The 25684-nt window shown below is 68.3% G+C and carries 21 protein-coding genes; 10 read left to right on the plus strand and 11 right to left on the minus strand.

The features are described 5' to 3' along the window. The first annotated feature begins 38 nt into the window (after nt 1-38). Nucleotides 39-2675, plus strand: coding sequence for a TonB-dependent receptor (locus WHX56_RS23290; protein ID WP_338879136.1), 2637 nt, complete (start codon nt 39-41; stop codon nt 2673-2675). Beyond that, nucleotides 2648-3823 carry a cytochrome-c peroxidase gene (locus WHX56_RS23295; protein ID WP_338879137.1) on the plus strand — a complete coding sequence of 392 codons (1176 nt, stop codon included), beginning with the start codon at nt 2648-2650 and terminating at the stop codon, nt 3821-3823. Before WHX56_RS23290 ends, WHX56_RS23295 begins: the two co-directional genes overlap by 28 nt. Nucleotides 3824-3845: 22 nt before the next feature. Here the strand turns inward: WHX56_RS23295 and WHX56_RS23300 are convergent, their stop codons facing one another. The 3 genes from WHX56_RS23300 to WHX56_RS23310 are packed head-to-tail and all read right to left on the minus strand — an operon-like array spanning nt 3846 to nt 7656. Continuing rightward, nucleotides 3846-4151, minus strand: coding sequence for a chorismate mutase (locus WHX56_RS23300; protein ID WP_129239453.1), 306 nt, complete (start codon nt 4149-4151; stop codon nt 3846-3848). Between the two features lie 5 nt (nt 4152-4156). Continuing rightward, nucleotides 4157-6451, minus strand: coding sequence for a UvrD-helicase domain-containing protein (locus WHX56_RS23305; RefSeq protein ID WP_129239452.1), 2295 nt, complete (start codon nt 6449-6451; stop codon nt 4157-4159). Further along, a complete protein-coding gene (locus WHX56_RS23310; protein ID WP_129239451.1) occupies nt 6448-7656 on the minus strand; it encodes a DesA family fatty acid desaturase in 1209 nt (402 codons plus the stop codon). The genes WHX56_RS23305 and WHX56_RS23310 overlap by 4 nt, the downstream gene beginning before the upstream one ends. A 366-nt stretch (nt 7657-8022) precedes the next feature. Here WHX56_RS23310 and WHX56_RS23315 point away from each other — a divergent pair, with 366 nt between their 5' ends. Beyond that, entirely contained in the window at nt 8023-8403 is a 381-nt protein-coding gene (locus WHX56_RS23315; RefSeq protein ID WP_287755848.1) for a hypothetical protein, read from the plus strand. A 19-nt stretch (nt 8404-8422) separates the two neighbouring features. On the opposite strand, the gene WHX56_RS23320 is transcribed toward WHX56_RS23315, so the two are convergent. Both WHX56_RS23320 and purN read right to left on the minus strand, forming a co-directional pair. Next, the gene (locus WHX56_RS23320) at nt 8423-9742 is read right to left on the minus strand and encodes an RsmB/NOP family class I SAM-dependent RNA methyltransferase (protein WP_338881824.1); all 1320 of its coding nucleotides are present in this window, start codon (nt 9740-9742) and stop codon (nt 8423-8425) included. Nucleotides 9743-10490: 748 nt separating this feature from the next. Continuing rightward, nucleotides 10491-11147 carry a phosphoribosylglycinamide formyltransferase gene (purN, locus tag WHX56_RS23325; protein WP_338881825.1) on the minus strand — a complete coding sequence of 219 codons (657 nt, stop codon included), beginning with the start codon at nt 11145-11147 and terminating at the stop codon, nt 10491-10493. 133 nt (nt 11148-11280) lie between these two features. Between purN and WHX56_RS23330 the strand changes: the two genes are divergently transcribed. From WHX56_RS23330 to coaBC, 6 genes are all read left to right on the plus strand, one after another. Beyond that, a complete protein-coding gene (locus WHX56_RS23330) occupies nt 11281-12246 on the plus strand; it encodes a bifunctional riboflavin kinase/FAD synthetase (RefSeq protein WP_338879138.1) in 966 nt (321 codons plus the stop codon). 104 nt (nt 12247-12350) lie between these two features. Then, on the plus strand, nt 12351-12605 hold the full coding sequence (locus WHX56_RS23335) for a type II toxin-antitoxin system Phd/YefM family antitoxin (protein ID WP_338879139.1): 255 nt from the start codon (nt 12351-12353) through the stop codon (nt 12603-12605). After that, a complete protein-coding gene (locus tag WHX56_RS23340; protein ID WP_338879140.1) occupies nt 12602-13030 on the plus strand; it encodes a type II toxin-antitoxin system VapC family toxin in 429 nt (142 codons plus the stop codon). Before WHX56_RS23335 ends, WHX56_RS23340 begins: the two co-directional genes overlap by 4 nt. A 262-nt stretch (nt 13031-13292) precedes the next feature. After that, on the plus strand, nt 13293-16154 hold the full coding sequence (ileS, locus tag WHX56_RS23345; protein WP_338879141.1) for an isoleucine--tRNA ligase: 2862 nt from the start codon (nt 13293-13295) through the stop codon (nt 16152-16154). A 2-nt stretch (nt 16155-16156) separates the two neighbouring features. Further along, nucleotides 16157-16684 (plus strand): signal peptidase II, encoded by a 528-nt coding sequence (gene lspA / locus WHX56_RS23350; protein ID WP_165360069.1) that lies wholly within the window; start codon nt 16157-16159, stop codon nt 16682-16684. Between the two features lie 146 nt (nt 16685-16830). After that, nucleotides 16831-18030: a bifunctional phosphopantothenoylcysteine decarboxylase/phosphopantothenate--cysteine ligase CoaBC gene (gene coaBC, locus WHX56_RS23355; protein WP_338879142.1), complete on the plus strand. Its 1200-nt coding sequence runs from the start codon at nt 16831-16833 to the stop codon at nt 18028-18030. A 386-nt stretch (nt 18031-18416) separates the two neighbouring features. Here coaBC and WHX56_RS23360 read toward each other — a convergent pair whose 3' ends face one another. From WHX56_RS23360 to WHX56_RS23385, 6 genes are all read right to left on the minus strand, one after another. Next, complete coding sequence (locus tag WHX56_RS23360) at nt 18417-19403, minus strand: tripartite tricarboxylate transporter substrate binding protein (protein WP_338879143.1); 987 nt, start codon at nt 19401-19403, stop codon at nt 18417-18419. 113 nt (nt 19404-19516) lie between these two features. After that, nucleotides 19517-20215: an AroM family protein gene (locus WHX56_RS23365; protein WP_287751615.1), complete on the minus strand. Its 699-nt coding sequence runs from the start codon at nt 20213-20215 to the stop codon at nt 19517-19519. Beyond that, the gene (locus WHX56_RS23370; protein WP_338879144.1) at nt 20212-21141 is read right to left on the minus strand and encodes a DUF1177 domain-containing protein; all 930 of its coding nucleotides are present in this window, start codon (nt 21139-21141) and stop codon (nt 20212-20214) included. Before WHX56_RS23370 ends, WHX56_RS23365 begins: the two co-directional genes overlap by 4 nt. Then, entirely contained in the window at nt 21138-21842 is a 705-nt protein-coding gene (gene pepE, locus WHX56_RS23375) for a dipeptidase PepE (protein ID WP_129239442.1), read from the minus strand. The genes WHX56_RS23370 and pepE overlap by 4 nt, the downstream gene beginning before the upstream one ends. 30 nt (nt 21843-21872) lie before the next feature. Next, nucleotides 21873-22640: an IclR family transcriptional regulator gene (locus tag WHX56_RS23380; RefSeq protein ID WP_287751614.1), complete on the minus strand. Its 768-nt coding sequence runs from the start codon at nt 22638-22640 to the stop codon at nt 21873-21875. A 176-nt stretch (nt 22641-22816) separates the two neighbouring features. After that, nucleotides 22817-23452 carry a response regulator transcription factor gene (locus tag WHX56_RS23385; RefSeq protein ID WP_244234953.1) on the minus strand — a complete coding sequence of 212 codons (636 nt, stop codon included), beginning with the start codon at nt 23450-23452 and terminating at the stop codon, nt 22817-22819. Nucleotides 23453-23879: 427 nt separating this feature from the next. Between WHX56_RS23385 and WHX56_RS23390 the strand changes: the two genes are divergently transcribed. Beyond that, nucleotides 23880-25637: a ShlB/FhaC/HecB family hemolysin secretion/activation protein gene (locus WHX56_RS23390; RefSeq protein ID WP_338879145.1), complete on the plus strand. Its 1758-nt coding sequence runs from the start codon at nt 23880-23882 to the stop codon at nt 25635-25637. Nucleotides 25638-25684 lie beyond the last annotated feature (47 nt).

Below are 25684 nucleotides of genomic sequence, written 5' to 3' on the forward strand. Positions count from 1 at the left end.
CGTCCTACGGCTGACATCAACACAGCCTGGACCGATTCATGCCCCTACCCTCTACCGCCGCGACCGCGCGCCGGCGCCGCGCCTCGGCGGCAATCCTTTGCGCCGCACTGGCCGCGGGCGTTCCCGCCATGGCCCAGCCCTCGGCGCGACCCCTGTCCTACGATCTGCCCGCTCAGCCGCTGAGCGATGCGCTGCTGGCGCTGGGCCGCCAGTCCGGCCTGGAGATCTCGTTTGCGCCGGCGGCGGTCGCGGGCAAGACCGCGCCCGCCCTGCAAGGCGAATACTCGCCGCTGCTGGCGCTGGAGCGGTTGCTTGCCGGGTCGGGCCTGTCGCTGCGGGCGGACGGCCCGGGCCGCTACATTGTCTACGTCGACAAGACCAACCAGTTTTCCGCGTTGCGGCTGGACGCCGTGCGCGTCTACGGCGAACAGATCGGCGAGCGCGTATTCACGCAGGAAGACATCGCCCAGACGCCGTCCTCGAACCGGGACATCAGTTCGCTGGTGGCGACCCACCCCGCCGTGCGCACCAACCCGGGCGCCAGCGGATCGCAGAACCGGGGCTCGCTCAGCGTCGAGGACATTTCGTTCCACGGATCCAGCCCGTATCAGAACCTGTTCCAGGTGGACGGCATGGATGCGACCAACCGCATCGACCCGGCCAGCAAGAACCTGAACCTGCAGGTCGGCAACATTCCCAGCAATCCGCAATCGTATTTCATCGACACCAGCCTGCTGGAGGAAGTGCGCGTGCACGACAGTTTCGTGCCCGTGGAGTACGGCCGGTTCACGGGCGGCGTCGTGGACGCGAGATTGCGGCGGTTCTCGGGCGAGAACCGCCTCAACCTGGACTACCGCTGGAACACCTCCAAGTTGACGCAGCAGCAGGTGGCCGAAGGCGAAGAGAACAACTGGGCGCAAGGCAAGCCCGGCTACTCCCCCGAATGGAAGAAGCGCTTCTATACGGCCGTCGGCGACGTGGCCTTCAATGAAAAATCGGGCGCGGTGCTGGCCATGTCGCGGCGCGAATCGGACATCACGCGCTGGAACATGGGCGTGGACGACAAGGGCCAGCCCACGCCGGGCCAGGAGGTCTACAAGGACCGCATCGACAACTTCCTGGGCAAGTTCAGCGTGCACGCCAGCGCCGACACCATCGCGGACCTGACGCTCAAATACAGCGACCGCAGCGAGACGCTCGCCAGCGACCTGTTCCGCGAGACCCGCTGGGACAACAACCACGGCGCGCGCGGCGTGAGCGCCAATGTGGACCATCTGTTCCAGGGCGCGCGGTTGTCGCTGCAGGCCGGCTGGGACCGGTCGCTCAGCAATCGCGAATCCGTCGGCGACGAGCTGGTGACCTTCCAGCCCTACAAGCTGCCGCAATACACGGCGGGCGGCTTCGGCAAGGAACAGAAGCAGCAGGACACCTGGACGCTCAGGGGCCGGATCGACCTGGACCCGGTGCGCACCGGCGCCTTCACGCACATGCCGTACGCGGGCGCCGAAGTGCAGCAGGTGAATGCCGAATTCGAACGGTTCCAGGAATCGTATTCGTACCGCCGCGCCTATGCCAGCAACGGCACCTACAAGGACTACAGCAAAGTCAGATACCTGCCCGGCACCGTGGACGTGAACTACAACACGGCGGCCCTGTACCTGTCGGACCGCATCGAATGGGAGCGGCTGGCACTGGATGCGGGAATTCGCTATGACCGGGAGACCTTCCTGGGCAGCAGCAACTTCTCGCCGCGCACGCGCCTGGACTGGGACGTCTTCGGATCGGGCGACACCCTGCTCAGCGCGGGCTGGTCGCGCTACTACGGCGGCGAGATACTGGAAACCGCGCTGGAGGCGGAAATCAGCCGCCTGCGGCGGCAGGTGCTCGACGCCAAGGGCAATCCGGTGGCCGACGGCGGCAAGGAGTACTTCGTCGAATACAAGGGGCTGAAACTGCCCTACGACGACGAATGGGCGGTCTCGCTGCGGCAGCGCGCCGCGGGCATGGAGGGCGTGCTGAGCTACGTGCGCCGCAACGGCCGCGACCAATGGGCCAAGACGGGCAACGAAAGCGAGGGCTACAAGTACACCAACGAAGGGCTGTCCACCACCGACGGCGTCAGCCTGACGCTGCGCACCCTGGAGCCCTGGCGCCTGGGCGAGACCCGCTGGAACATGCTGGCGTCCTGGGGCTGGCAGAAGCGCAAGACCAACAAGGACCTGGTCGAAGGCTACACCAGCGACGCGCGCGATCCCGGCGACTTCGTGATCTACAACGGCTCGCAGATGCGCGTCATCGATCTGCCGCCCAGCTCGTTCTACCAGCCGCAGGTCGCCTCGATCGGCCTGATCGGCGCCTGGCCCCGCGCCGGGCTGGTCTGGAGCAACATGCTGAACTGGCGCAGCAAGCGCGACGCCACCATCTACGTGGGGCTGGGGCCGAAGCCCGACTACCTGGAGCGCTACGAGTCCGGCGAGGTTCCCGCGTACTGGACGTGGGACACCAAGCTGGCCTGGCAACCCGCTTTCGCGCGCAACCTGGAATTCACGGTCGAGGTGCTGAACGTGCTGAACCGCACGCCCGCCGTGACGGCCAGCAACCCCAACCTCAAGACCAACCGCAGTACCTACCAATCGGGACGGGAGCTATGGCTGCAAGTCGGTTACCGCTTCTGATCCTGGGCATCGCGCTGGCGGCGGGCGCCATGCAGGCATGCGCCGCGCCGGCCGCCGCCCGGCCCGTCTGCCGCGGGCCGGCGGGCTGGGACGCGGCGTGCCTGCGCGCGCGCTACGCCGGACCTTCCGCGGGCTGGCCGGCGCCGTCCATCGATCCCGGCATTGCCTGGACGGAATGGACCGCCGTGCCGCCCCCGTCCAGTCCGCCCCTGGCCTGGACCGCCGCCAACGCCGGCCAGGCGGAACTGGCGGCGGACGTCGCGCGCCCGGACATCGTGGCCTTGGGGCAGACGCTGTTCTTCGACTCCCGCCTGTCGCGCAAAGGCCAGGTGTCCTGTGCGTCCTGCCACCTGCCGCAGCGGGCCTTTACCGACGGGCTGCCGCTGGCGGTGGGCGAAGACAGGCTGATGGGCAGGCGGCGGTCGACGCCGCTGTACGCGGCCCCCTTCGCGCCCCGGCTGTTCTGGGACGGGCGGGCCGCGACGTTGAAGGAACAGGTGCAGGGCCCCATCCACGACTCGCGCGAAATGAACCATGACGCGGCGGGCGCGGTGGCGCGGCTGCGCGATACGGATCCCTACCCCGCGCGGTTCCTGCGCGCGTTCGGCCCGGCCCCGGCGTCGCGACCGCCCGTCGACGCCGACCGCATGGCGCGTTCGCTGGCCGCCTATGTGGCCACCCTGCGTCCGGAACGCACGCGGTTCGACGACTTCATCGCCGGCGGCGCCGATGCGCTGGACGACACGGAACTGCTGGGCATGCATCTCTTCCGCACCCAGGCCCGCTGCATGAACTGCCACCATGGCGCGCTGCTGACGGACCACCGGTTCCACAACATCGGGCTGTCCTTCTATGGACGCCGCAACCAGGACCTGGGCCGCTTCGAGGTCACGCGCGACCCCGCCGACCTGGGCGCGTTCCGCACCCCCAGCCTGCGCAATGTCTCCCGGGCCGGGCCGTGGATGCACAACGGCCTGTTCGCGGACCTGAAGGGCCTGCTGCGCATGTACAACGCCGGCATGGGCAGGGACGCCGCGCCGGCCAACCCGCCGGACCCTTACGCGCCGCGCAAGTCGCCGCACATCCGGCCCCTGGACCTGAGCGCGGACGACATCGACGCCCTGCTGGCGTTCATGAAGGTCTTGTAGGGGAAAAGCGGGAAGCCGGCGCCTACGAGTAGGGACGCTCGCGCAGGCGGGTGTGGTGATCGACCACCGTGTCGATCACCTCGCGCAGGATGGTTTCGGCCAGGGCGGGCGGCACGCCCGCCTCTTCGGCCAGCCGGCGGATGCGCGCGACCTGCTGGGATTCGCGCTTGGCGTCCACCAGGTCCATGCCGTGCGCTTGCTTCAGCTCGCCTATCATGTCCGTGCAACGGAAGCGCACGCCAAGCAGCAGGATGATCTGCTGGTCGATCTCATCGACTTCGGCGCGCAGCGACGCCAATTCGGCTTTCGGGGAATCGTTGTCGGCCATGTCTGTCAACCCTGAACGATATCGAGTTTCGCGATGCCCAGCGCCAAGGTCTTGGCGCCCACGTCGCGGAACTGGATTTGGGCCTGGGCGTCCTGTCCCGCTCCGCTCAAGCCGATGATCGTGCCCTCGCCGAACCGCGCGTGGCGCACGCCCTGACCTACACGATACTGCTTGTCGCCCACCGTGACGCCGGAGGCGACACTGCGGGGTTGACGGGGCGCAATGGTATTGGTGGGCTTGCGTCCGAATGCGTCGCCGCGGTTGCCGCCGCCCCAGCCCGCGCCCGTGCTGGCAACCTGCGCCAGGCCCGCCTTGGGCGACAGCCATTTCAGATGCTGTTCCGGGATTTCGTCCAGGAAGCGGGAACGCATCGCGTAGCGCGTCTGGCCGTGCAGCATCCGGCTTTGCGCCAGGCTGATGTACAGGCGTTCGCGCGCCCGGGTGATGGCCACGTACATGAGGCGGCGCTCTTCTTCCAGCCCGGCCGGTTCGAGAATGCTGTTCTCGTGGGGGAACAGCCCTTCTTCCAGGCCGGTGATGAAGACCGCGTCGAACTCCAGGCCCTTGGCCGCGTGCACGGTCATGAGCTGCACGGCGTCCTGGCCCTGCTGGGCCTGGTTGTCGCCCGCCTCGAGCGCCGCGTGCGACAGGAAGGCCGCCAGGGGCGTCAGGCCGTCCGTCACGATGGCCGGCGCGTCCACCACGCCCGGCATGAGCGTCGACGACGTGTCCTGTTCGGGCACGACGCCGGCCGGCAGGCCGTCGTAGTTTTCCTCGGAGGCGAACACGGCGGCCGCCGTGATCAATTCGTTCAGGTTTTCCAGGCGCTCGGCGCCCTCGCGCTCGGCCTTGTAGTGCGTGTTCAGGCCGCTGGCCTCGAGCATGTGCTCGACCATTTCGGGCAGCGGCAGGCCGCGCGTTTCCTCGATCAGGCGGTGGATCAACTGGGCGAACTGCGCCAGGTTGGAACCGCCCTTGCCGCCCACCAGGGCCACGGCCGCGTACAGGCTGGTGTCGTGCGCGCGGGCGGCGTCCGCCAACTGTTCCAGCGTGCGCGCGCCGATGCCGCGCGTCGGGAAGTTGACGACCCGCATCCACGAGGTGTCGTCGTGGGGGTTGGCCATCAGGCGCAGGTAGGCCAGCGCGTGCTTGATTTCCTGGCGCTCGAAGAAGCGCAGGCCGCCGTAGACCTTGTAGGGAATGCCGGCGGAGAAGATGGCGTGCTCCAGCACGCGCGACTGCGCGTTGCTGCGGTAGAGCACGGCGATCTCGCGGCGCAGGCTGCCCTCGTGGATCAGCGAACGGATCTCGTCCACGATCCATTGCGCCTCCATCCCGTCGGACGGCTGTTCGATGACGCGCACGGGCTCGCCTTCGCCCTGCTCGGTCCAGAGATTCTTGCCCAGCCGGCCGCTGTTGTGCCCGATCAGCGCGTTGGCCGAATCCAGGATGTGGCCATAGGAACGATAGTTCTGCTCCAGGCGGATCACGGTGCCGCGCGCGTAGTCGCGCTCGAAGTCGGCCATGTTGCCGACGTTGGCGCCGCGGAACGCATAGATGGACTGGTCGTCGTCGCCCACGGCGAAGATGGCGGCGCCGCCGCCGGCCAGCAGCCGCAGCCATTTGTACTGCAGCGTGTTGGTGTCCTGGAACTCGTCGACCAGGATGTGGCGGAACCGGCGCTGGTAATGTTCGCGCACGGGCGCGTTGCGCGACAGCAGCTCGTAGGCGCGCAGCAGCAGCTCGGCGAAGTCCACCACGCCTTCGCGCTGGCACTGGGCCTCGTAGAGCTGGTAGATCTCGACCAGGCGGCGGCGATGGGCGTCGTAGGCCTCGACCTCCGCCGGGCGTAGGCCTTCTTCCTTGGCGCCGTTGATGAAGCGCTGGACGTCGCGGGGGGGATACTTTTCATCGTCGACGCCATTGGCCTTCATGAGGCGCTTGATGGCGGCGAGCTGGTCGGTGACGTCCAGGATCTGGAAGCTCTGCGGCAGGCCGGCATCGCGGTGATGCGCGCGCAGCATGCGGTTGCACAGGCCGTGGAAGGTGCCGATCCACAGGCCGCGCGTATCGATGGGCAGGATGGCCGACATGCGCGCCAGCATCTCGCGGGCGGCCTTGTTGGTAAACGTGACCGCCAGCAGCCCAAAAGGCGAAGCCTGGCCGGTTTGAATCAGCCAGGCCATGCGGGTGGTGAGTACCCGGGTCTTGCCGCTGCCCGCCCCGGCCAGGACCAGGGCGTGCTGCGGTTCTAAGGTTACTGCGGCGCGTTGTTCGGGATTGAGCTTCTCTAGCATCATGCCGCGTAGCGGCGCAGACGTTGAGCGAATTGCTCGAGCCCGGCGATGCCGCTTTGCTGGGCGCGCTGGCACCAGGCCTGCAGGTCATGGAGGAGCTGTTCGCTGCTGGCGCTGGAGCTTTCCCAGATGCGGCCGAGTTCGCGGCGCATCTGCACCAGCGTGGACAGCGATTTGCTCTGGGCGATGGCGCTATCCACGGCGGCCAGCGTTTCCGGCTGGAGGATGTCTTCGTTGCGGTGGATGGCGCGGCGCACCTGGTGCAGCTTGGTCCAGTCGCACTCCGTGCTGCCCTTGTTGCGCGAATCCTTCAGCTTGGCGAGTTCTTCGCGGGCCGCGCTCTTGATCACGTCCGCGTAGCGGGCCATGACTTCGTAGCGGTGCGTGATCACGCCTTGCAGGGTGCGCAGGTCGATGCCGGTCTTGGAGTCGTCCAGCTTGAGCTTGGGCGCGACCTTCTTGATCTTGGCCAGGCCGAAGAACTTCAGGATGTTGATGTAGCACCAGCCGATGTCGAATTCGTACCACTTGGCCGAGAACTTGGCCGACGTGCCGTGGGCGTGATGGTTGTTGTGCAGTTCTTCGCCGCCGATCACGATGCCCCAGGGGAACACGTTGGTGCTGGTGTCCGGGCTGTTGTAGTTGCGGTAGCCCCAGTAGTGGCCGATGCCGTTCACGACGCCGGCGGCCCAGAACGGGATCCAGGCCATCTGCACGGCCCACACCGTGACGCCGATGGCGCCGAACAGGGCGATGTCGATGGCGAGCATGGTCAGCACGCCCCACAGGCTGTGCTTGCTGTAGACGTTGCGTTCGAGCCAGTCGTCAGGCGTGCCGTGGCCGAACTTGGCCATGGTTTCCTTGTTGTTCGATTCTTCGCGATACAGCTCGGCGCCGCGGAACAGCACCTTCCAGATGCCGAACAGGATGGGCGAATGGGGATCGCCTTCCTTTTCGCACTTTGCGTGGTGCTTGCGGTGAATGGCGACCCATTCCTTGGTGACCATGCCGGTCGTCATCCAGAGCCAGAAACGGAAGAAGTGCATGACGGCCGGATGCAAATCCAGACCGCGGTGCGCTTGGCTGCGATGGAGAAAGACCGTGACCGACACGATCGTGATGTGCGTCACCACCAAGGTGAAAACGACGACTTGCCACCAAGTCGCTTGCGTCAGACCACCGGCAATGAAGGAGAGGATGTAATCCATAAAGCTGTTATGAGCCTCGCTTGAGAAGTGCCTGAAGTTTAGCTTACCTTTGCCGTCTTATGACAAGGGGGTTTCAAAATAGTTTTTGAGGGAAATCAAGGACTAAGCCCTGGTTTTCAGGCATAGACATCCCCGCTCGCGGCCGTAACGGGCGGGCGCGGGGCCAGGCCTTGCGGGCATCCGGCGCTTGGGCCGGCCGCCCCGTGCGGGCGTGGGGCGTTCACGAAGGCTAGTGGTTTTGGCTGCATTTCGCCGTTAAAGTTCCTGTCAGCCTGGGTTCCGGCCTTGCCGGGGCCGCGCCGCGGAGGGCACACTCTGGCCTTCGCCCAAACTGTCTCTTTTGCCCCACTGATGTTGCAGAACAAAATGCGTCCCCGTTTGTTTTTCGCCCTGGCCCTGTCGGGAGCGGCGCTGTCGGCGCCCGCCGCTTCCCAGACGATGAAGTCGGGAGACGTCGCCGTGCTGGCCTCGTACTACGAGATCCGCGGATCGGACTGCCTGGCTTTGCGCGCGCCCAGGGTATCCATCACCCAGGCCCCGCGCCTGGGCAAGGCCAGCATCATGCAGACGCGGGGCCAGTCCGGCAGTTCCGGGCGCTGCGCCTACAAGGCGGTGGCCGTATCCCAGGTGGTCTACCAGGCCGACCGGCCGGGCGACGATTCCCTGGCCTGGGAAGTGAAATACCAGGACAAGACCCTGGGCACCCGCCGCTACAGCGCCACGGTGGGCGTCACGCCGGGCCCCTGACCCGGCGCCCCGCCGCCGTTCAGGCCGGTTCGTCCTGCGCGCCGGCCGGGGCGGGCTCGGCTTCCGGGGCCGGCTCGGCTTCCTGCGCCTCGCCGCCGTCCGCGTCCGCGGACGCCCCTTTCTTCCTGCGCTCGAACACGGCGGCGAAAAAGCCGTCGGTGCCGTGCACGTCGGGACGCAGTTGGACGTAGGGGCCTTCGAGTTTCAGGTTTTCGCAGCGGGCGGCCAGGATCTCGGCCGCGTCCAGGCGTTCGAAATCGGGATGGCTGGCCAGGAAGCGCTCGGCCTGCGCCTCGTTTTCCTCCACCAGCAGGCTGCACGTGGCGTAGACCAGGCGTCCGCCCGGCGCCACGCAGCGCGCCGCGCTGTTGAGGATGCGTTCCTGCAACTGGCCCAGTTCGGCCAGCGCCTCGGGGTGCTGGCGCCATTTCAGGTCCGGATTGCGGCGCAGGGTGCCGATCCCGCTGCACGGAGCATCCACCAGCACGCGCTGGGCCTTGCCGGCCAGGCGCTTCACGCGGGCGTCGTTTTCGTTGTCGATGACGACCGGCACCACATTGGACAGGCCGCTGCGCGCAAAGCGCGGCTTGGCGCGCGCCAGGCGCGCCGCGGACACGTCGAAGGCGTACAGGCGGCCGGTGGAGCGCATCAGCGCGCCCAGCAGCAGCGTCTTGCCGCCCGCGCCGGCGCAGAAGTCGATGATCATCTCGCCGCGGCGCGGCCCGACCAGCAGCGCCAGCAACTGGCTGCCTTCGTCCTGCACCTCGATGCTGCCGTTCTCGAATTGCGGCCAGCGATTGATGGCCGGACGGCCCTCCATGCGGATGCCCCAGGGCGAATACGGCATGGCGACGGGCTGATAGCGGCCGGCACCCTGCTGCAATTCGGCCAGCATCGCGTCGCGCTCGACTTTCAGCGGGTTGACGCGCAGGTCCAGGCTGGCCTGGCGGTTCAGCGCCTCGATCAGCGTCTCGGGGCTGTCCATCGCGCCCAGGCGCTCGTCCAGCCAGTCGGGGATGCTGCCGCGCACCGCGCGCGGCAGCGTCGCCAGGTCGATCTGCGACACGCGCCGCAGCCATTCGGCCTCGGCGGCGTCCAGGCCTTCCGCCAGTTCGCCCGCGCCCAAGGTGGCGGCCAGGCCCAGAATGGCCAGGCGGCGCGAGGCCGGGCCGACGCCGCTTTCGCCGAACTGGCGGTAGCGGCGCAGGTGGCGCAGCACGTCATAGACGGCTTCGGCGACCTCGGAGCGGTCCCGCGCGCCCAGGTTGGGATGATGGCGCAGCCAGTGCGACAGGGCCGCGTCGGCCGGGTACGTCCATTGCAGGATTTCGCCCAGCACGCGCTGGACCTGCTCGATGCGGATGGCCGCGTACGGCTGCCGCGGGCGGCTGGGCTGGGGTTTCTGCGGCGCGCGGGCCGGATTGCCGCGCGCGTCGCCGCCGCGCGGAGCGTCGTAGGACGGACGCTGGTCCGGCCGGCCTTCGCGGCGTTCGGAACCGTAGGAAGCGCGTTCGCCGCCCCGGTCGTTCCGGTCGCCGCCGCGCGGAGCATCGTAGGACGGGCGCTGGCCCGGGCGGCCTTCACGGCGTTCGGAACCGTAGGAAGCGCGTTCGCCGCCCCGGTCGTTCCGGTCGCCGCCGCGCGGGGCGTCGTAGGACGGGCGCTGGCCGGGACGGCCTTCGCGACGCTCGGAACCGTAGGAAGCGCGTTCGCCGCCCCGGTCGTTCCGGTCGCCGCCGCGCGGGGCGTCCTGGGACGGGCGCTGGCCCGGGCGGCCTTCGCGGCGTTCGGCGCCGTAGGAGGCGCGTTCGCCGCCCCGGTCGCTCCGGTCGCCGCCGCGCGGGGCGTCTTGGGACGGGCGGCTGTCGGACCGTTCCTCGCGCTTGGGGCCAGGGCGGCCTTCACGGCCGCGCTCGGGCGCCTGCCGGGCCTCGCCCTTGGGGCGCGAGAAAAAGCTCCGGCCGTCGCGCCCTTCGGAGGCTGCCTGCTGGGCGCCTGCCGGACGAGAACGCGGAGATTGGGATTTAGTCATGGCGTATTCCAGTTGGGCGGAAGCGTTCCGCCCGGTAAATGCGATTCAGGGCCGTTCAGGCGGCCGGCGACCAGGAGAAAAGGCGTTCGGGATCGCCTTCCACGTTCACCCGGTGGTCGCTCGTCAGGGTAACCCGGCCTTCGGCCAGCCAGCGCACGGCGGCCGGAAAGGCGTGATGTTCCACCGCCAGCACGCGGTCGGCCAGCGCTTCCGGGGTATCGCCCGCCAGGACGGGCACGCAGCCCTGGGCAATGATGGGGCCGTGGTCCAGCACCGGGGTGACGAAATGCACGGTGCAGCCGTGCACGCGCACGCCCGTGGCCAGCGCCTGGGCATGGGTGTGCAAGCCGGGGAACGCGGGCAGCAGCGAAGGATGGATGTTGACCAGCCGGCCGGCATAGTGGTTGACGAAGCCGGGGGTCAGGACGCGCATGAAGCCCGCCAGGATGACGTAATCGGGCTCATAGCGGTCGATTTCGGCGGCCAGCGCCGCATCGAACGCTTCGCGGCTGGCGTAGTCCTTGTGATAGAGGGCGGCGGTGGGGATGCCCTGGTGGGCGGCCCACTCCAGGCCGCCGGCGTCCGGCCGGCTGGCGATGACGGCGGCGACGTCGGCCGGCCAGCCTTCATTGCGGCAGGCTTCGGTCAGCGCCCGCATGTTGCTGCCCCGCCCCGAGATCAGGATGACCAGGCGGCGCTTGGTGGTAGATATTTCCGGCAAGATGAGGAATTCCAAGGGAAATCGGGCCCGTCCGCCCTCGCGGCCCCGCGCGCCGGAACGGCCATGGCGCGCGGCGGAAAGGGGTGGGAACAAACCCGGAATCCAAAATTGTAAACTCTCGCTCGTGAAACCCTCGCTGCGCATCTACCGATCCCTGCCCCCGCCCGACCGGCGCGCCCCCTGCGCGCTGACGATCGGCAACTTCGACGGCGTCCACCGCGGACACCAGGCCATGCTGGCGCGCGTCTGCCAGGTGGCGCGCGAACGCGCCCTGGTGCCCGCCGTCATGACCTTCGAGCCGCATCCGCGGGAATACTTCGCCACCCTGAACCAGCGTCCCGAACTGGCGCCCACCCGGATATCCGGGCTGCGCGACAAACTGGCCGCGCTGGCGCGCTATGGCATCTCGCAGGTCGTGGTGGAGCGGTTCAACGCCCATCTGGCCGAGATGTCGGCCAATGCCTTCATCGAACAACTGCTGGTCCAGGGGCTGCATGCCAAGTGGCTGCTCGTGGGCGAGGACTTCCGCTTCGGCCACAAGCGCAGCGGGGACATCGACCTGCTGCGCGAAGCCGGCCTGCGCCATGGCTTCGAGGTGCAGACGCTGGCGGACGTGACCGACCGGCACGGCCACCGGATCTCCAGTTCCGAAGTCCGCACCGCGCTGGCGGTGGGCGACCTGGAGCGCGCCCGCCACCTGCTGGGGCACCCCTTCCACATCAGCGGCCACGTGATCCACGGCCAGAAGCTGGGCCGCACGCTGGGCTTTCCCACGATGAATCTGCGGGTGGCGGAACGCTGCGCCGCGCGCTCCGGCATCTACGTGGTCCAGGTCCACGGCCTGGGCGAACGCGCCCTGCCCGCCGTAGCCAGCCTGGGCGTGCGCCCCACGGTCGAGGACCGCGGCCGCGTGCTGCTCGAAGCGCACCTGCTCGACGAAACCGTCAACGCTTACGGCAAACTCGTACGCGTCGAGTTCCTGCACAAGCTGCGGGACGAAGAAAAGTTTCCCGACCTCCCTGCGCTGACAGCCGCCATCGCCGAAGACGCGCGAAACGCGCGCGCCTATTTTGCCGTTCATGGACTTTGAAGACGGGGCCGCGGACGCAAGCGCCCCGATTGCCGGCCTGGGACTTGCGCCCCTCCGCTTAATGTAGTAACGTACCTACAATCAATTCAGGCAGAGGTGCCGCCATGGCCATCACGACCCTATCCAGCCGAGAGCTGAACCAGGATGTCACCCGCGCGAAGAAAGCCGCCAAAAACGGTCCGGTATTCATCACCGACCGCGGCAGGCCCGCCCACGTGCTATTGAGCATCGAGGACTACCAGCGGCTTACCAAGCAACGCCGCAATATTGCCGATTCGCTGGCAATGCCGAGCACCGGGGACATCGAGTTTGAACCGCAGCCCATGACCATCGGCATCCGGCCCGCTGATTTCTCATGATGTACGTGCTCGATACCAACGTCGTATCGGAATTGCGAAAAGTCCGCCTCGGCAAGGCCGATCCCAACGTAGCGGCCTGGGCCGACAGCGTCGATGCCGCCGACCTTTTCGTGTCCGTGATCACCATCATGGAGCTGGAACTTGGCGTTTTTTCGGTTGAACGCAGGGACGCCGCCCAGGGGGCCCTGCTGCGCGCGTGGCTGGAACAGCATGTTCTGCCGGAGTTTTCCGGGCGCACGCTGCCGGTCGATACCGCCGTGGCGCAACGCTGCGCCCGGTTGCACGTGCCCGACAAACGCGGCGAACGCGATGCGCTCATCGCGGCGACCGCGCTGGTACACGGCATGACGGTGGCGACGCGCAACGTGGCCGATTTCCAGCCCACGGGAGCGACTGTCCTCAACCCCTGGACGCCCATGGGATAAGCATCGGCCACCTGCATCAAAGCCCGCCGCGCCTGGCGTTGGCTCCGGATGTCCCGGCCTTGAGGTACAGGCTGTTCCGGTCTGCTAACCTATAGCGTTTCTCAGCCGGACGCAGGCTTTTGACGTCTCTGTCGATGAACCCGACGACGCCCCGCCTGGGCGGCCCCGACTGGGCGCTTCCGCCCCCCATCATTGATTAACAAGCAAAAACTTCAGAACCCGGTTGAACCGCCCCAGACTCGCCCGGATTCACTCTGTTCTCATGGACTATAAAAAGACCCTCAACCTGCCCGATACCCCCTTCCCCATGCGGGGCGACCTCGCCCGCCGCGAGCCCGCCTGGATTTCGCAGTGGGAGGAAAACCACGTCTACCAGGCGATCCGCGCCGCCAGCCGCGGCCGGCCGCGCTTCGTGCTGCACGACGGCCCGCCCTACGCCAACGGCGACATCCATATCGGCCATGCGGTCAACAAGATCCTGAAGGACATCATCGTCAAGAGCCGCAACATGGCCGGCTACGACGCGCACTACGTGCCGGGCTGGGACTGCCACGGCATGCCGATCGAGATCCAGATCGAAAAGAAATACGGCAAGCACCTGCCCGTGGCCGAAGTGCAGTCCAAGGCCCGCGCCTACGCGCTCGAACAGATCGACCGCCAGCGCAAGGACTTCAAGCGCCTGGGCGTGCTGGGCGAGTGGGATCGTCCCTACATGACGATGAACTTCAGCAATGAAGCCGACGAGATCCGCGCGCTGGGCCGCATCCTGGACAAGGGCTACGTATTCCGCGGCCTGAAGCCCGTGAACTGGTGTTTCGACTGCGGCTCGGCGCTGGCCGAAGCCGAGGTCGAATACGCCGACCGCGTCGACCCGGCGGTGGACGTGGCCTTCCCGTTCGCCGACCGCCCGGCGCTGGCCAAGGCCTTCGGCCTGGACTCGGTGGACGACGGCGCCATCGTCATCTGGACCACCACGCCCTGGACCATTCCGTCGAACCAGGCGCTGAACCTGCATCCCGAGATCGAATACGCGCTGGTGCGCGTGTCGCCCGCGCCCAAGTTCGGCCCGCTGCTGCTGATCGCCAAGGAACGCGTCGAAGCCTGCCTGAAAGGCTGGGGCCTGGAAGGCGAAGTCATCGCCACCGCCGCGGGCGCCGCGCTGTCCGGCATCGAGTTCCGCCATCCGCTGGCGCAGTTCAACGCCGCGTACGACCGCAAGGCGCCCATCTACCTGGGCGACTACGTGACGGCCGACTCCGGCACGGGCGTGGTGCACTCGGCCCCCGCCTACGGTATCGAAGACTTCATGTCGTGCAAAGAGCACGGCATGAAAGACACCGACTTCATCAGCCCCGTGATGGGCGACGGCAAGTACGCGGACAGCCTGGCGCTGTTCGGCGGCCTGTCCATCTGGGACGCCAACCCCAAGATCGTCGAGGCCCTGAAGGAAGCCGGCGCGCTGATGCACGTCGAAAAGCACAAGCACAGCTACATGCACTGCTGGCGCCACAAGACGCCGATCATCTACCGCGCCACCAGCCAGTGGTTCGCCGGCATGGACGTGGCCCCCACCGACGGCGGCCCGACCCTGCGCGAATCGGCGCTGGCCGGCATCGACGCCACGGCCTTCTATCCGGCCTGGGGCCGCGCCCGCCTGCACGCCATGATCGCCAACCGTCCGGACTGGACCCTGTCGCGCCAGCGCCAGTGGGGCGTGCCCATGGCCTTCTTCGTGCACAAGGAAACCGGCGAGCTGCATCCGCGCACCAGCGAACTGCTGGAACAGGTGGCGCAGCGCGTCGAAAAAGGCGGCATCGAGGCCTGGCAGGCGCTGGACCCGCGCGAACTGCTGGGAGACGAAGCCGATCTCTACGAAAAGAACCGCGACACGCTGGACGTGTGGTTCGATTCGGGCAGCACGCACGCCACGGTGCTGGGCGGCAAGGACGGCGACTTCGCCGGTTCGCACGGCGCCGAACTGGCCTGGCCCGCCGACCTGTACCTGGAAGGTTCCGACCAGCACCGCGGCTGGTTCCATTCGTCGCTGCTGACCGGCTGCATGCTGTACGGCCAGCCGCCCTACAAGGCGCTGCTGACGCATGGCTTCGTGGTGGACGGCCAGGGCCGCAAGATGAGCAAGTCGGTGGGCAACGTGATCGCCCCGCAGAAGGTGTCCGATTCCCTGGGCGCGGAAATCCTGCGCCTGTGGGTGGCCTCCACCGACTACTCGGGCGAACTGTCGATTTCCGACGAGATCCTCAAGCGCGTGGTCGAAGGCTACCGCCGCATCCGCAACACGCTGCGCTTCCTGCTGGCCAACCTGGCCGACTTCGACGCCGTGTCGCAGGCCGTGCCCTACGGCGAACTGTTCGAGATCGACCGCTACGCGCTGGCCATGACGGCCCAGATGCAGGCTGAAGTCCAGGCCAACTACGAACGCTACGATTTCCACCCGGCCGTCTCCCGCCTGCAGACCTTCTGCTCGGAAGACCTGGGCGCGTTCTACCTGGACATCCTGAAAGACCGCCTGTACACGTCCGCCGTCGACAGCCGCGCCCGCCGTTCGGCCCAGACGGCCCTGCTCGACATCACGCAGACGCTGCTGAAGCTGATGGCCCCGATCCTGTCGTTCACGGCCGAAGAGGCCTGGAAGGAACTGGCCGGCTCCGCGCTGAAGAACCAGGCCGACGCCGCCCGCGTCACCATCTTCACCGAGGTCTACCACGTGCTGCCGCCGTTCGCCGACGCCGACGCGCTGTCGGCCAAGTGGACGCGCCTGCGCGCCATCCGGGCCGAAGTGCAGCGCAAGCTGGAAGAAGTCCGCACGGCCGGCGACATCGGTTCGTCGCTGCAGGCCGAAGTGGACCTCCACGCCAACGGCCAGGACCATGAACTGCTGGCCAGCCTGGGCGACGACCTGCGCTTCGTGCTGATCGTCTCGCGCGCCACCGTGCACGCGGGCGAAGGCGAGACCCGCATCGACGTCACGCCCTCGGCGCACAAGAAGTGCGAGCGCTGCTGGCACTGGCGCCTGGACGTGGGCCAGGACGCGGACCATCCCGAGATCTGCGGCCGCTGCGTGTCCAACCTGTTCGGCTCGGGCGAAGCCCGCGACAAGGCCTGACCATGGCAGGGCCCGCCGACACCGGCGTCCCGTCCGGCTCCCGCCCCGCGCCGGCGCGCGTGGGGCGCTGGCTGGCCATCGCGCTGGCGATCATCGTGCTGGACCAGTTGACCAAGGTCTACTTCAACACGGCGTACCAGTATGGCCAGCGGGTCCACCTGCTGCCCTTCTTCGACTTCACCCTGGTGTACAACCGGGGCGCGGCGTTCAGCTTCCTGGCGTCCGAGGAAGGCTGGCAGCGCTGGCTGTTCACCGGCCTGGGCTGCGTGGCGGCGGTGGTCATCACCGTCATCCTGCGGCGCACCCACGGCCAGCCGCGCTTCAGCCTGGCCCTGACGCTGATCCTGGGCGGCGCCATCGGCAACGTCATCGACCGGGTCGTCTACGGCCACGTGGTGGACTTTCTGCTCTTCTACTGGAACGACTGGCAGTTCCCCGCCTTCAACCTGGCCGACGTGGGCATCACCTGCGGCGCCGTGCTGCTGGTGCTGGACGAACTGCTGCGCGCGCGCAAGCCGCCCCGGGCCTGAACGCCCCGGCCGGGGCCCCCGCCCCGGCGGCTTTTGTCCCGTTTGATGCCCCCTGAATGCATGGCGAACGGCGCAATGCCGCAATGCAGAATAAAATCACTGTCCATTCCTCGTTTTCACGGCGCTGAACCCGCCGCCCAGTCCTCATGCTCGATCTCGCCCGCAAACGCATCGTCCTCGGCCTGACCGGGGGCATCGCCTGCTACAAAATCGCCGAGCTGGTGCGGCGCATGACCGAACAAGGCGCCACCGTCGACGTGGTGATGACCGACGCGGCCACGCACTTCATCACGCCCGTCACCATGCAGGCCCTGTCGGGGCGGCCGGTGTTCGTGGACGCCTGGGACGCCCGCGTGCCCAACAACATGGCGCACATCGACCTGACGCGCGGCGCGGACGCCGTGCTGATCGCCCCCGCCAGCGCCGACTTCATGGCCAAGCTGGCGCACGGCATGGCCGACGACCTGCTGTCCACGCTGTGCCTGGCGCGCGCCTGTCCGCTACTGGTGGCGCCGGCCATGAACCGCGAAATGTGGGCCAACCCCGCCACGCAGCGCAACGTCGAGCAACTGCGCGCCGACGGCATCAGCGTTCTCGGCCCCTCGGCCGGCGAACAGGCTTGCGGCGAAACCGGCGACGGCCGGATGCTGGAAGCGCACGAACTGCTGACCGACCTGATCGCCTTCTTCCAGCCCAAGCTGCTGGCCGGCCGCCACGTGCTGCTGACCGCCGGCCCCACTTCCGAGCCCGTGGACCCGGTGCGCGTGCTGAGCAACCGCTCTTCCGGCAAGACGGGCTACGCCCTGGCGCGCGCCGCGCGCGAGGCCGGCGCCCGCGTCACGCTGATTTCCGGCGCGACCTTCCTGCCGGTGCCGCGCGGCGTCACCGCGCTGTCGGTCACCACCGCCCGCCAGATGCATGACGCCGTGATGGCCAGCGCCGCCGACGCCGACATCTTCATCGCCGTGGCCGCCGTGGCGGACTGGCGCGTGAAGAACGTCAGCGCTCAGAAACTGAAGAAGACCAGCGAGGGCGGCGGCGCCCCCGTCATGGAATTCGAACCCAATCCGGACATCCTGGCCGAAGTGGCCAAGCTGCCCAACGGCCCGTGGTGCGTGGGCTTCGCCGCGGAAACCGAAAAACTGGCCGAACACGCCGAAGCCAAGCGCGCGCGCAAGGGCATCCCGCTGCTGGTGGGCAACCTGGCGCACAAGGTGATGGACGCCGACACCACCGAACTGGTGCTGTTCGACGAGCAAGGCGTGCACCCCCTGCCCGCCGCCGGCAAGCTGGACGCGGCGCGGCGGCTGATCGCGGAGATCGCGGCGCGGGTGCCGGACAGATAGCAAAAAAGCCAGGCTGAGCCTGGCTTTTTTTCTTGGGGGATTCGCTGGGGTGCTTTTGGGTGTCAGACACCCGTGGGATGCCTTCCTGGATTGAAGGGCATCGCATCAGGGTGTCTGACACCTCCAGAAAAGTGCCTCAGCCAGGTGTCTGACACCCGTACGAGACGCACTCCATGTCGCCCCCGCGCCTCCCGGGTGTCTGACACCCACAACAACCCGAGGAATGCGCAGCCAGGTGTCTGACACCCGCACGAGACGCACTCCATGTCGCCCCGGCGCCTCCCGGGTGTCTGACACCCACAACCCCGGTGTCTGACACCCGGCAAGACCCTATCCCCCTGGACCAGCATTTCATCAGGGTGTCAGACACTGACCACTGACACAGCTCACTCCAAGCTGATGTTCGCCGCCTTGACGATGTCCGCCCATTGCTGGCGGTCCTTTTCCAGGAACTGGCCGAACTGTTCGGGCGTCATGCCGGTGACCGGCTCGGAACCCAGGCCGGCCATCTTCTCGATCAGCGCGGGCTGCTTCAGCACGTCCTGCAAGGCGGCGTAGTACGTGGCCAGCACGTCGGCGGGCAGGCCGGCGGGCGCGAACACGCCCTGCCACGTCGGCATGTCGAATCCCTTCAGGCCCTGCTCGTCCAGTGTGGGCACGCTGGGCAGTTGCGGCGCGCGCTTGAGCGACGCGACGGCGATGGCCTTCACCTTGCCTTGCGAGGCCAGCGGCGCCGCGGTGGAGATGTTGTCCATCGTCATCGCGATGTGGCCGCCCAGCAGGTCGGTGATGACGGGCGCCGCGCCGCGGTACGCGGCATGCGGCACCTTCACGCCCAGCTTGTACAGCATGGTCTCGGCGATCAGGTGGTTGGAAATGCCCACGCCGGCCGTGCCGTAGGTGGCGGTCGGCGTCTTCTGGAAATATTCCTTCAGCTCGGCCAGGTTGCTGGCCGGCACGTCGTTGTTCACGATGACCACGTTGGGCTGCACGGCGGCCAGCGTGACCGGCGTGAAGTCGGCGGGCTTGTAGTTGGTGCCCTTGGGGTTCAGGACGTGGGTGATGGCCATGGAACCGGCCGCGGCGATGCCGATGGTGTAGCCGTCGGCGGGCGATTGGCTCAGGCGGTACGCCATGATGTTGCCGCCGGCGCCGGCCAGGTTTTCGACGACCACCGGCTGGCCCAGGCGCTGCGACAGCGGTTCGGCCAAGAGGCGCGCCAGCGTGTCGGCCGAACCGCCGGGCGCGAAGCCCACCAGCAGCCGCACGGGCTTGGCGGGTTTCCAGGCGTCGGCGGCCAGGGCCGGCGCGGCCGCCAGGGCAGAGGCAGCGAACAGTGCGCCGGCGGCGCGGTGAAGGGTACGGCTGAACATGAAGATGACTCCCAACAATATTTGATTTCGGCGGGTGTCAGACACCCTTGGAATAGCTTCTTGAATTGAAGGCTGTCTCACTAGGGTGTCAGACACGCCGAGGGTTTTGGCTGTCAGACACCCGGGCTGAGGATTTGCGCCAGCGTCTGCGCGACCAGGCGGTTCGACAGCAGCACGGGACGGCCCGAGGCCCGCGCCACCGCCTGCCGCATGCGTTCGGCATAGCCCATACAGTGCATGACGATCAGGTCGCAGGACGCGAGGTCGCGGCCCGCCTGTTCGAAGTTGCGCGCCGCCCGCTCCGCGTCGGCCTCGTAGGGCGAGGCGTGCGCGATCAGGGTGTCGCAGTCCAGCGGCACGACCATGTGGAAGGCGTCGACCTGCGCTTCCAGCGGCACCACCAGCCCGACCTTGCGGCAATGCGCCGCCAGGCCGGCGACCAGGTGGTCCACGACCTGCTGCGGTTCGACCACCAGCGTGCGCATCGGCGCGATGGCCGTGCCCGTGCACAGCGGCACCAGCACGTCGTAGCCCGCGGCGTCGGCCTGGCCCATGACCTGCGCCAGCCTCGCCTCGGCGGCCGCGGCATCCAGTTCGATCTGCGTCCCGTCGCGCATGCGCGTGGCGAACCGGTATTGGCCCTCGCGGGGCGCCAGGGCGGCAAGCGCCGCGGCGTCCAGGCCGTCCAGCGCGCCGAATTCGTCGATGCGCACGTGCGCGCCCAGAAGCGGCGCCATTTCAGGCACCACGTCGCTGCGCGGCGATTGCCCGATGGTGAAGAACGCCACGCGCCGCTGCGGATGATCAATCATGCCGCCTCCCCCGCTTCGCGGCCCACGGTCTGCAAATGCGCCATCGAACCGTAGCGGGCCTGCAGCGCGGCCCATTCGGCCTCGTCCGAGAAGGCCATGGCGCCCTGCCCGAACAGCTTGGCGATCTCGATGCAGAACCGCATGGCGACGTCGGCGTCCACGGCGTTGGTGACGCCGGTGGCGCAGCCCGGCACGGTGGTCTGCGCGGTCAGCGCCACGCCCACCACCGGCGCGTCCGTGACGATGGCGGGCTGCATCAGCGAATTCACGTGCCACAGGCCGTTTTCGTAGGGGGTGATGTCCTGCGTGGTCAGCGGCAAGGTCATCGGCAATTCGCCGCTGACCCAGCCCATCACGTCCAGCATGGTTTCGGGAATGCGCAGCAGATAGCCCTGCCTGGCCACCGGCGTCAGCGCCACGCCGCGCTTGTTGACCAGGCGGTTGCCGCGCGTCGTGTCGACCGACAGGATCGCGTCCATGCGCGGATCGACTTCGTGCGACATCATCTCGCGCATGGGGAACGGCGAACGCATCATGGGCACGGGGTGGTGCGGACGCGTGCCGGCGCGCGGGCAGATGTGCGTGCGGATGCGCACCGTGCCGGGCAGCACGTCGCCCTGGCGGGCCATGGCCATCAGTTTGAACGCCGCGGCGATGGCGACCACCGCGCCGTCGCTGTCGGACACCAGGCCCGTGACCGCGGGGCGCGCCCCGATTCCGCCCAGGCGGCCCACGATGCCCAGTTGCGGCGCCGCGTCGTCGGCGCCCGGGATGACGATCGAAAGAAAATCCGTGGCGGCGCCGTCGCGCTCCAGCCGGGTCACTTCCACCTCGCAGTCGCCGGCCTCGCGCAGCCGCTGCGCCACCGCCTCGCCCGTCACGTGGGCGGAGGACAGGAGTTCGATCGTATCGATGACCTGTTTCATACCGGGATCTCCAGCAGGCCCGGACGGAATGCGCGAGGCTCTTTCTGCCCGAGAAACAGCAGGGCGTCGTGCGGACCGATCAGCGCGACCTTGTCCTCGCGCACGCGCAGTCCCGACCCTTCCGGCAGGCCCAGGACGGGCATGCCGGGATTCAGCGTGCAGAATTCCGCCAGGCGCTGGGCGCGGGTTTCGCCCCGGTGTCCGGGCGGATGGGCGTTGGTGTAATGCGGGTTGATCTGGAAAGGCAGCAGGCCCAGCGCGTCGAAGCCTTCCGGATCCGCGATGGGCATGTCGTTCGTGGTGCAGATGCTCGGGCAGGCCAGGTTGGACCCGGCGCTCCATCCCAGGTAGGCCGCGCCCTGACGCACGCAGCGGGCGACGACGTCGAGCAGCCCCTGGCGGCGCAACTGCCCCAGCAGGTTGAAGGTGTTGCCGCCGCCCACGATGATGAGGGCGGCGCCTTCCAACGCGGCCACCGGATCCCCGGCGCGGTGCAGGCCCTGGATATCCAGGCCGGTGTCGGCCAGCGCCGAAGCCACCAGCGCGGTGTAGTCGTCCCAATCGCGGGTCACGCCGGCGTACGGCACGAAGACGGCCGGCGCGCCTTGCGGCAGCGACGCGACCAGTTCGCGGATGTCGGGCAGCGCGTGCGCCAGGTAGCCGGCGTCGCTGCTGGAATTGCTGAGGAGCAGGAGGTTCATGCGGGGATTTCCGAAAGGGAGTTTGGAGATTCAGGCAAGCCAATAGGGATCGTTCAGTTCGCGCCCCAATGCCCCTACCTGCTGCAATACGGATTCGCGCAGCCGCGCGACGCGCTCGGCGTCGGCCTGGAAGGAAACGAAGGACAGGCACAGGCCTCGCAGTTCGCCGGTGGACGGGTCGCGCACCGCCGCGGCCACCGCGCCGATGCCGGGCATGGCCTGGTCGATGGCGACGCCGCAGCGGTCCGCGCGGATGCGCGCCACCACGCGGGCCAGTTCGCCCACGGTGGCGGGGCAATCCCGCCCTTCCACGGGCAGCGGCCGGTCCGCGTCGGCGCCGTACAGCGCCTGGAACTCGGCCTCGTTCAGGCGCGACAGCAGCGCCCGGCCCATGGCGGTGCCCGAGGCGGCACGGCGCGAGCCCGGCGGCGACAGCACCTGCACCGGATGCGAGCCGTTGAGCCGTTGCAGCACCACGGTTTCGCGCTGGTTCAGGGTGGACAGGTAGGCGGTCAGGCCGCTGTCGTCGGACAGGCGCACCAGCACGGCCCGGCAGGCGTCGTCCAGCGGCGTGGCCGCCATGCCCGCCCGCGCGACCTGGGCCAGTAGCGCGCCCGGCCGGTAGCGGCGCGTGGCGGCGTCCTGGTCCAGCAACCCGTAGCTCTGCATTTGGTTGAGCAAGCGCGACGCCGTGCTCTTGGGCAGGGCCAGGCGCCCCGCCACATCCGTGAAGCTCAGTTCCGTCGCGCCGTCCGCATACAGCGCCAACACGCGCTGCACGCCATCCAATATGCTCATAATAGTTCCAAAATAAGGAACTGATGTTCCTTAATAAAGAACAAGCATAATGCACGCGCGGAATCAGGGTCAAGACGCGCCCCGCCCGGCGCGCGAAGCGCGGGCTGCAAGCCTTGCGAACGGGGGAAACGGCGATCGCCGGCTTCGCCGCGGAAGCCGGACGGGAACGGCGGGGCTCAGCCTTGCGGGACCAGCGCCTTGGAAGGGAGATCGCTGAACAGCTTGATGAGATCGACGTCGCGGTTCACGCCCAGTTTGCGCATGGCGCTGCGCTTCTGGGTGCTGACGGTCTGGACGCTGCGGTGCAGGCGCTCGGCGATCTCGGTGATGGTGCCGCCCGCGCAGAACAGCCGGACGATCTCTGCCTCGCGGGGCGTCAGCCTGTCGGTTTCGGCCACCATCATGGTTTCCAGCAGCATGTCCTTGATGAGCGGCGAGTAATACCGCCGGCCGCCGTGGGCGGCGTAGACGCCGTCGACCAGCCGATCCATCGAATCCGACTTGCTGACCACGGCCTTGACGCCATGCTTGACGATCGCGAGCAGCAGCGCCGGGTTGTCGACCATCGTGTAGAGCACCAGGCGCAGATCCAGCCAGCGGCGGCGCAGGTGCGAGATCAGCACGAGGCCGTCGCCGTGGCTGCCGCCGGGCATGGCGTAGTCCAGCACCAGCACGTCGCAGGAATGCCTGTCCAACAACGCGATCAATTCGGTGGAGTCGGTCGCCTGCCCGACGATCCGCATGGCGGGGTTGCGCTCCAGTTCGGAAGCCAGGCCCCGCAGCACCACAGGGTGATCGTCTGCAATTGCCACACGTATGCTGAGATCGGACACCGCTACTCCCGCTGATCGAACGCCATGATGCAAGCGCCTCGTTTTGCGCTGCCTGCCCTGGGGCATGAGTGCGGGAAATTCTAAACGACGGTCCGCGGCAAAAAGGGCGGAAAACAGCGAGCTTCGCGGCGCCGGGCGACGCTCCGGCAGGGCGAAAAAGCGATTCCGCGCGGCACAAACCCAATACCGGCAAGGGCGCGCCGCCGCCCGGCCCCGCAACGCCGCGCTTCTACGTTTTAGTACTACTTGTTCATTTAATTCAGATCATTACTAGATCCTCCGGGCATCGCGCTACCTATAGTTTGTAGGTCTGCAACATTGCTCAACAGCCAGCGCCAGCACAGGGCTCACGGCCCGGCCCGTCCGGCAAAAATAGGATCGGTCCCAGCGGACTGGTATCACGTTCATGCCGTTCCGACCCAGTGCCGCGCCGCACGCCGGCCCGCTTCCCGCATTCCCAGGCGCGGCGTTCCCCCCTCCCTTCCCACCGGCCGGACACCGCCTGCGCATCGGCCTGGCCTGCCTGCTGTTCTCCGCCGCGCCGCCCGCCGCCCACGCCCAGATTCCCGACGCCGGCCGGTCGATGCGCGACATCGAAAGCACCGCGCCCGCCATCGCGCCGCGGCCCGCGCGGCCGACGCTGGACGATTCCGCCACGCCGCCCGCCGCGCCGTCGGCGACCGGCCAGGCGGCCGGCCCCCGGCTGGCCCTGCGGCGCTTCACGCTGACCGGCAACCGCGTCTACGGCGACGACGAACTGCAAGCGGCGCTGGCGGACCTGGCGGGCACCGAACAGGACCTGGACGGCCTGCGCGCCGCCGCCGACCGCATCACCCGCTACTACCAGGACCGCGGCTATCTGCTGGCGCGCGCCTATCTGCCGCCACAGGATATCCAGGACGGCGTCGTCAATATCGCGGTGCAGGAAGGGGTGTACGACGACGTCGCGCTCGACAACCGCTCGCGCGTGGACGACGCGGTGCTGCGCCGGGGGCTTTCGTCCCTGAACACCGGCGACGCCGTGCACATAGGCCGCCTGGAAAGCCTGCTGCAACGCCTGGGCGACCTGCCCGGCGCCGCCGTGCAGGGCACGCTGCGCCCCGGCTCCGCGCCGGGGTCGACCACGCTGCGCATCGACGCCGAACCCGCCCCGCTGGCAACGGGCAGCCTCGAAGCCGACAACTTCGGCGGCTACTACACGGGCGAGTACCGCCTGAGCGGCAACCTGGACATCGACAGCCCCCTGCGCCTGGGCGACCAGCTCGGCCTGCGCCTGTTGTCCAGCGACCGGCGCCAGCGCTACTACCAGGCTTCCTACCGGGTGCCCGTGGGGCCCGCGCTGACCCGCCTGGGCCTGAGCCTGTCCCACATGCGCTATGAGCTGGGCCGCGACTTCGCCATCCTGGAGGCGCACGGCACCGCGCGCACCACCGGCTTCTTCGTCGAGCAGCCGCTCGTCTACGGCCGCCATTTCCGGCTGCGCGCGCAACTGCTGTACGAAGACAAGCGCCTGAGCGACGCCATGGACCTGTTTTCCATCCGCGACGGCAAGCGCGTGCAAATCACCACCGCCTCGCTGTCGGCCACCGGCGAAGACGGCCTGTTCGGCGGCGGACGCAGCGCCGGCTTCCTGTCCCTGGGTTGGGGGTCGCTGCGGCTGGACAGCCCGCGCCTGCGCGCCAGCGACCAGGCCTACACCCGCAGCGCGGGCGGCTTCGGCAAGGCCAACCTGACGCTGCTGCGCCAGCAGAACCTGGCCGGGCCTTTCATGCTGTATGGGCAGTTCAACGCCCAACTGGCGTCCAGGAACCTCGACGGTTCCGAGGAATTCAGCCTGGGCGGCCCCTATGGCGTGCGCGCCTTCGCCAACGGCGAGGCCAGCGGCGACCAGGGCTGGCAGGCCACCGCCGAACTGCGCTATCTGCCCGCGCCCGGCCTGCAATTGGCGGCATTCGCCGACGCGGGCCGCGTCACCGTCAACCGGCGCCCCTGGAACGACGCCCGCAACGTCCGGCGGCTGTCCGCCGCCGGGCTGAGCCTGACCCAATCCGGCCCGCGGCACCAGGTAATGGCCGCCGTGGCCTGGCCCATCCAGAAGGAAGACGAACACAGCGGCCCACGGGCGGAACCGCGATTCTGGCTGCGCGCCACGCGGTACTTCTGACTGGCCGTTCCCGAGTGCTGTCGCACCGCGCCCGGCCACGCCGGGCG

The organism is Achromobacter veterisilvae, assembly GCF_037619525.1.
In the GTDB taxonomy this organism is placed as follows: domain Bacteria; phylum Pseudomonadota; class Gammaproteobacteria; order Burkholderiales; family Burkholderiaceae_B; genus Achromobacter; species Achromobacter veterisilvae.

Excerpts from the sequence above, each read along its gene's own strand:
- WHX56_RS23390 (WP_338879145.1), top strand. The coding sequence starts at position 23,880 with ATGCCGTTCCGACCCAGTGCCGCGCCGCACGCCGGCCCGCTTCCCGCA.
- pepE (WP_129239442.1), bottom strand. The coding sequence starts at position 21,842 with ATGAACCTCCTGCTCCTCAGCAATTCCAGCAGCGACGCCGGCTACCTG.
- WHX56_RS23360 (WP_338879143.1), bottom strand. The coding sequence starts at position 19,403 with ATGTTCAGCCGTACCCTTCACCGCGCCGCCGGCGCACTGTTCGCTGCC.
- WHX56_RS23295 (WP_338879137.1), top strand. The coding sequence starts at position 2,648 with ATGGCTGCAAGTCGGTTACCGCTTCTGATCCTGGGCATCGCGCTGGCG.
- WHX56_RS23305 (WP_129239452.1), bottom strand. The coding sequence starts at position 6,451 with ATGATGCTAGAGAAGCTCAATCCCGAACAACGCGCCGCAGTAACCTTA.
- WHX56_RS23335 (WP_338879139.1), top strand. The coding sequence starts at position 12,351 with ATGGCCATCACGACCCTATCCAGCCGAGAGCTGAACCAGGATGTCACC.
- lspA (WP_165360069.1), top strand. The coding sequence starts at position 16,157 with ATGGCAGGGCCCGCCGACACCGGCGTCCCGTCCGGCTCCCGCCCCGCG.
- WHX56_RS23340 (WP_338879140.1), top strand. The coding sequence starts at position 12,602 with ATGATGTACGTGCTCGATACCAACGTCGTATCGGAATTGCGAAAAGTC.
- WHX56_RS23365 (WP_287751615.1), bottom strand. The coding sequence starts at position 20,215 with ATGATTGATCATCCGCAGCGGCGCGTGGCGTTCTTCACCATCGGGCAA.
- coaBC (WP_338879142.1), top strand. The coding sequence starts at position 16,831 with ATGCTCGATCTCGCCCGCAAACGCATCGTCCTCGGCCTGACCGGGGGC.
- WHX56_RS23310 (WP_129239451.1), bottom strand. The coding sequence starts at position 7,656 with ATGGATTACATCCTCTCCTTCATTGCCGGTGGTCTGACGCAAGCGACT.
- WHX56_RS23300 (WP_129239453.1), bottom strand. The coding sequence starts at position 4,151 with ATGGCCGACAACGATTCCCCGAAAGCCGAATTGGCGTCGCTGCGCGCC.
- WHX56_RS23370 (WP_338879144.1), bottom strand. The coding sequence starts at position 21,141 with ATGAAACAGGTCATCGATACGATCGAACTCCTGTCCTCCGCCCACGTG.
- WHX56_RS23290 (WP_338879136.1), top strand. The coding sequence starts at position 39 with ATGCCCCTACCCTCTACCGCCGCGACCGCGCGCCGGCGCCGCGCCTCG.
- WHX56_RS23315 (WP_287755848.1), top strand. The coding sequence starts at position 8,023 with ATGCGTCCCCGTTTGTTTTTCGCCCTGGCCCTGTCGGGAGCGGCGCTG.
- WHX56_RS23380 (WP_287751614.1), bottom strand. The coding sequence starts at position 22,640 with ATGAGCATATTGGATGGCGTGCAGCGCGTGTTGGCGCTGTATGCGGAC.
- ileS (WP_338879141.1), top strand. The coding sequence starts at position 13,293 with ATGGACTATAAAAAGACCCTCAACCTGCCCGATACCCCCTTCCCCATG.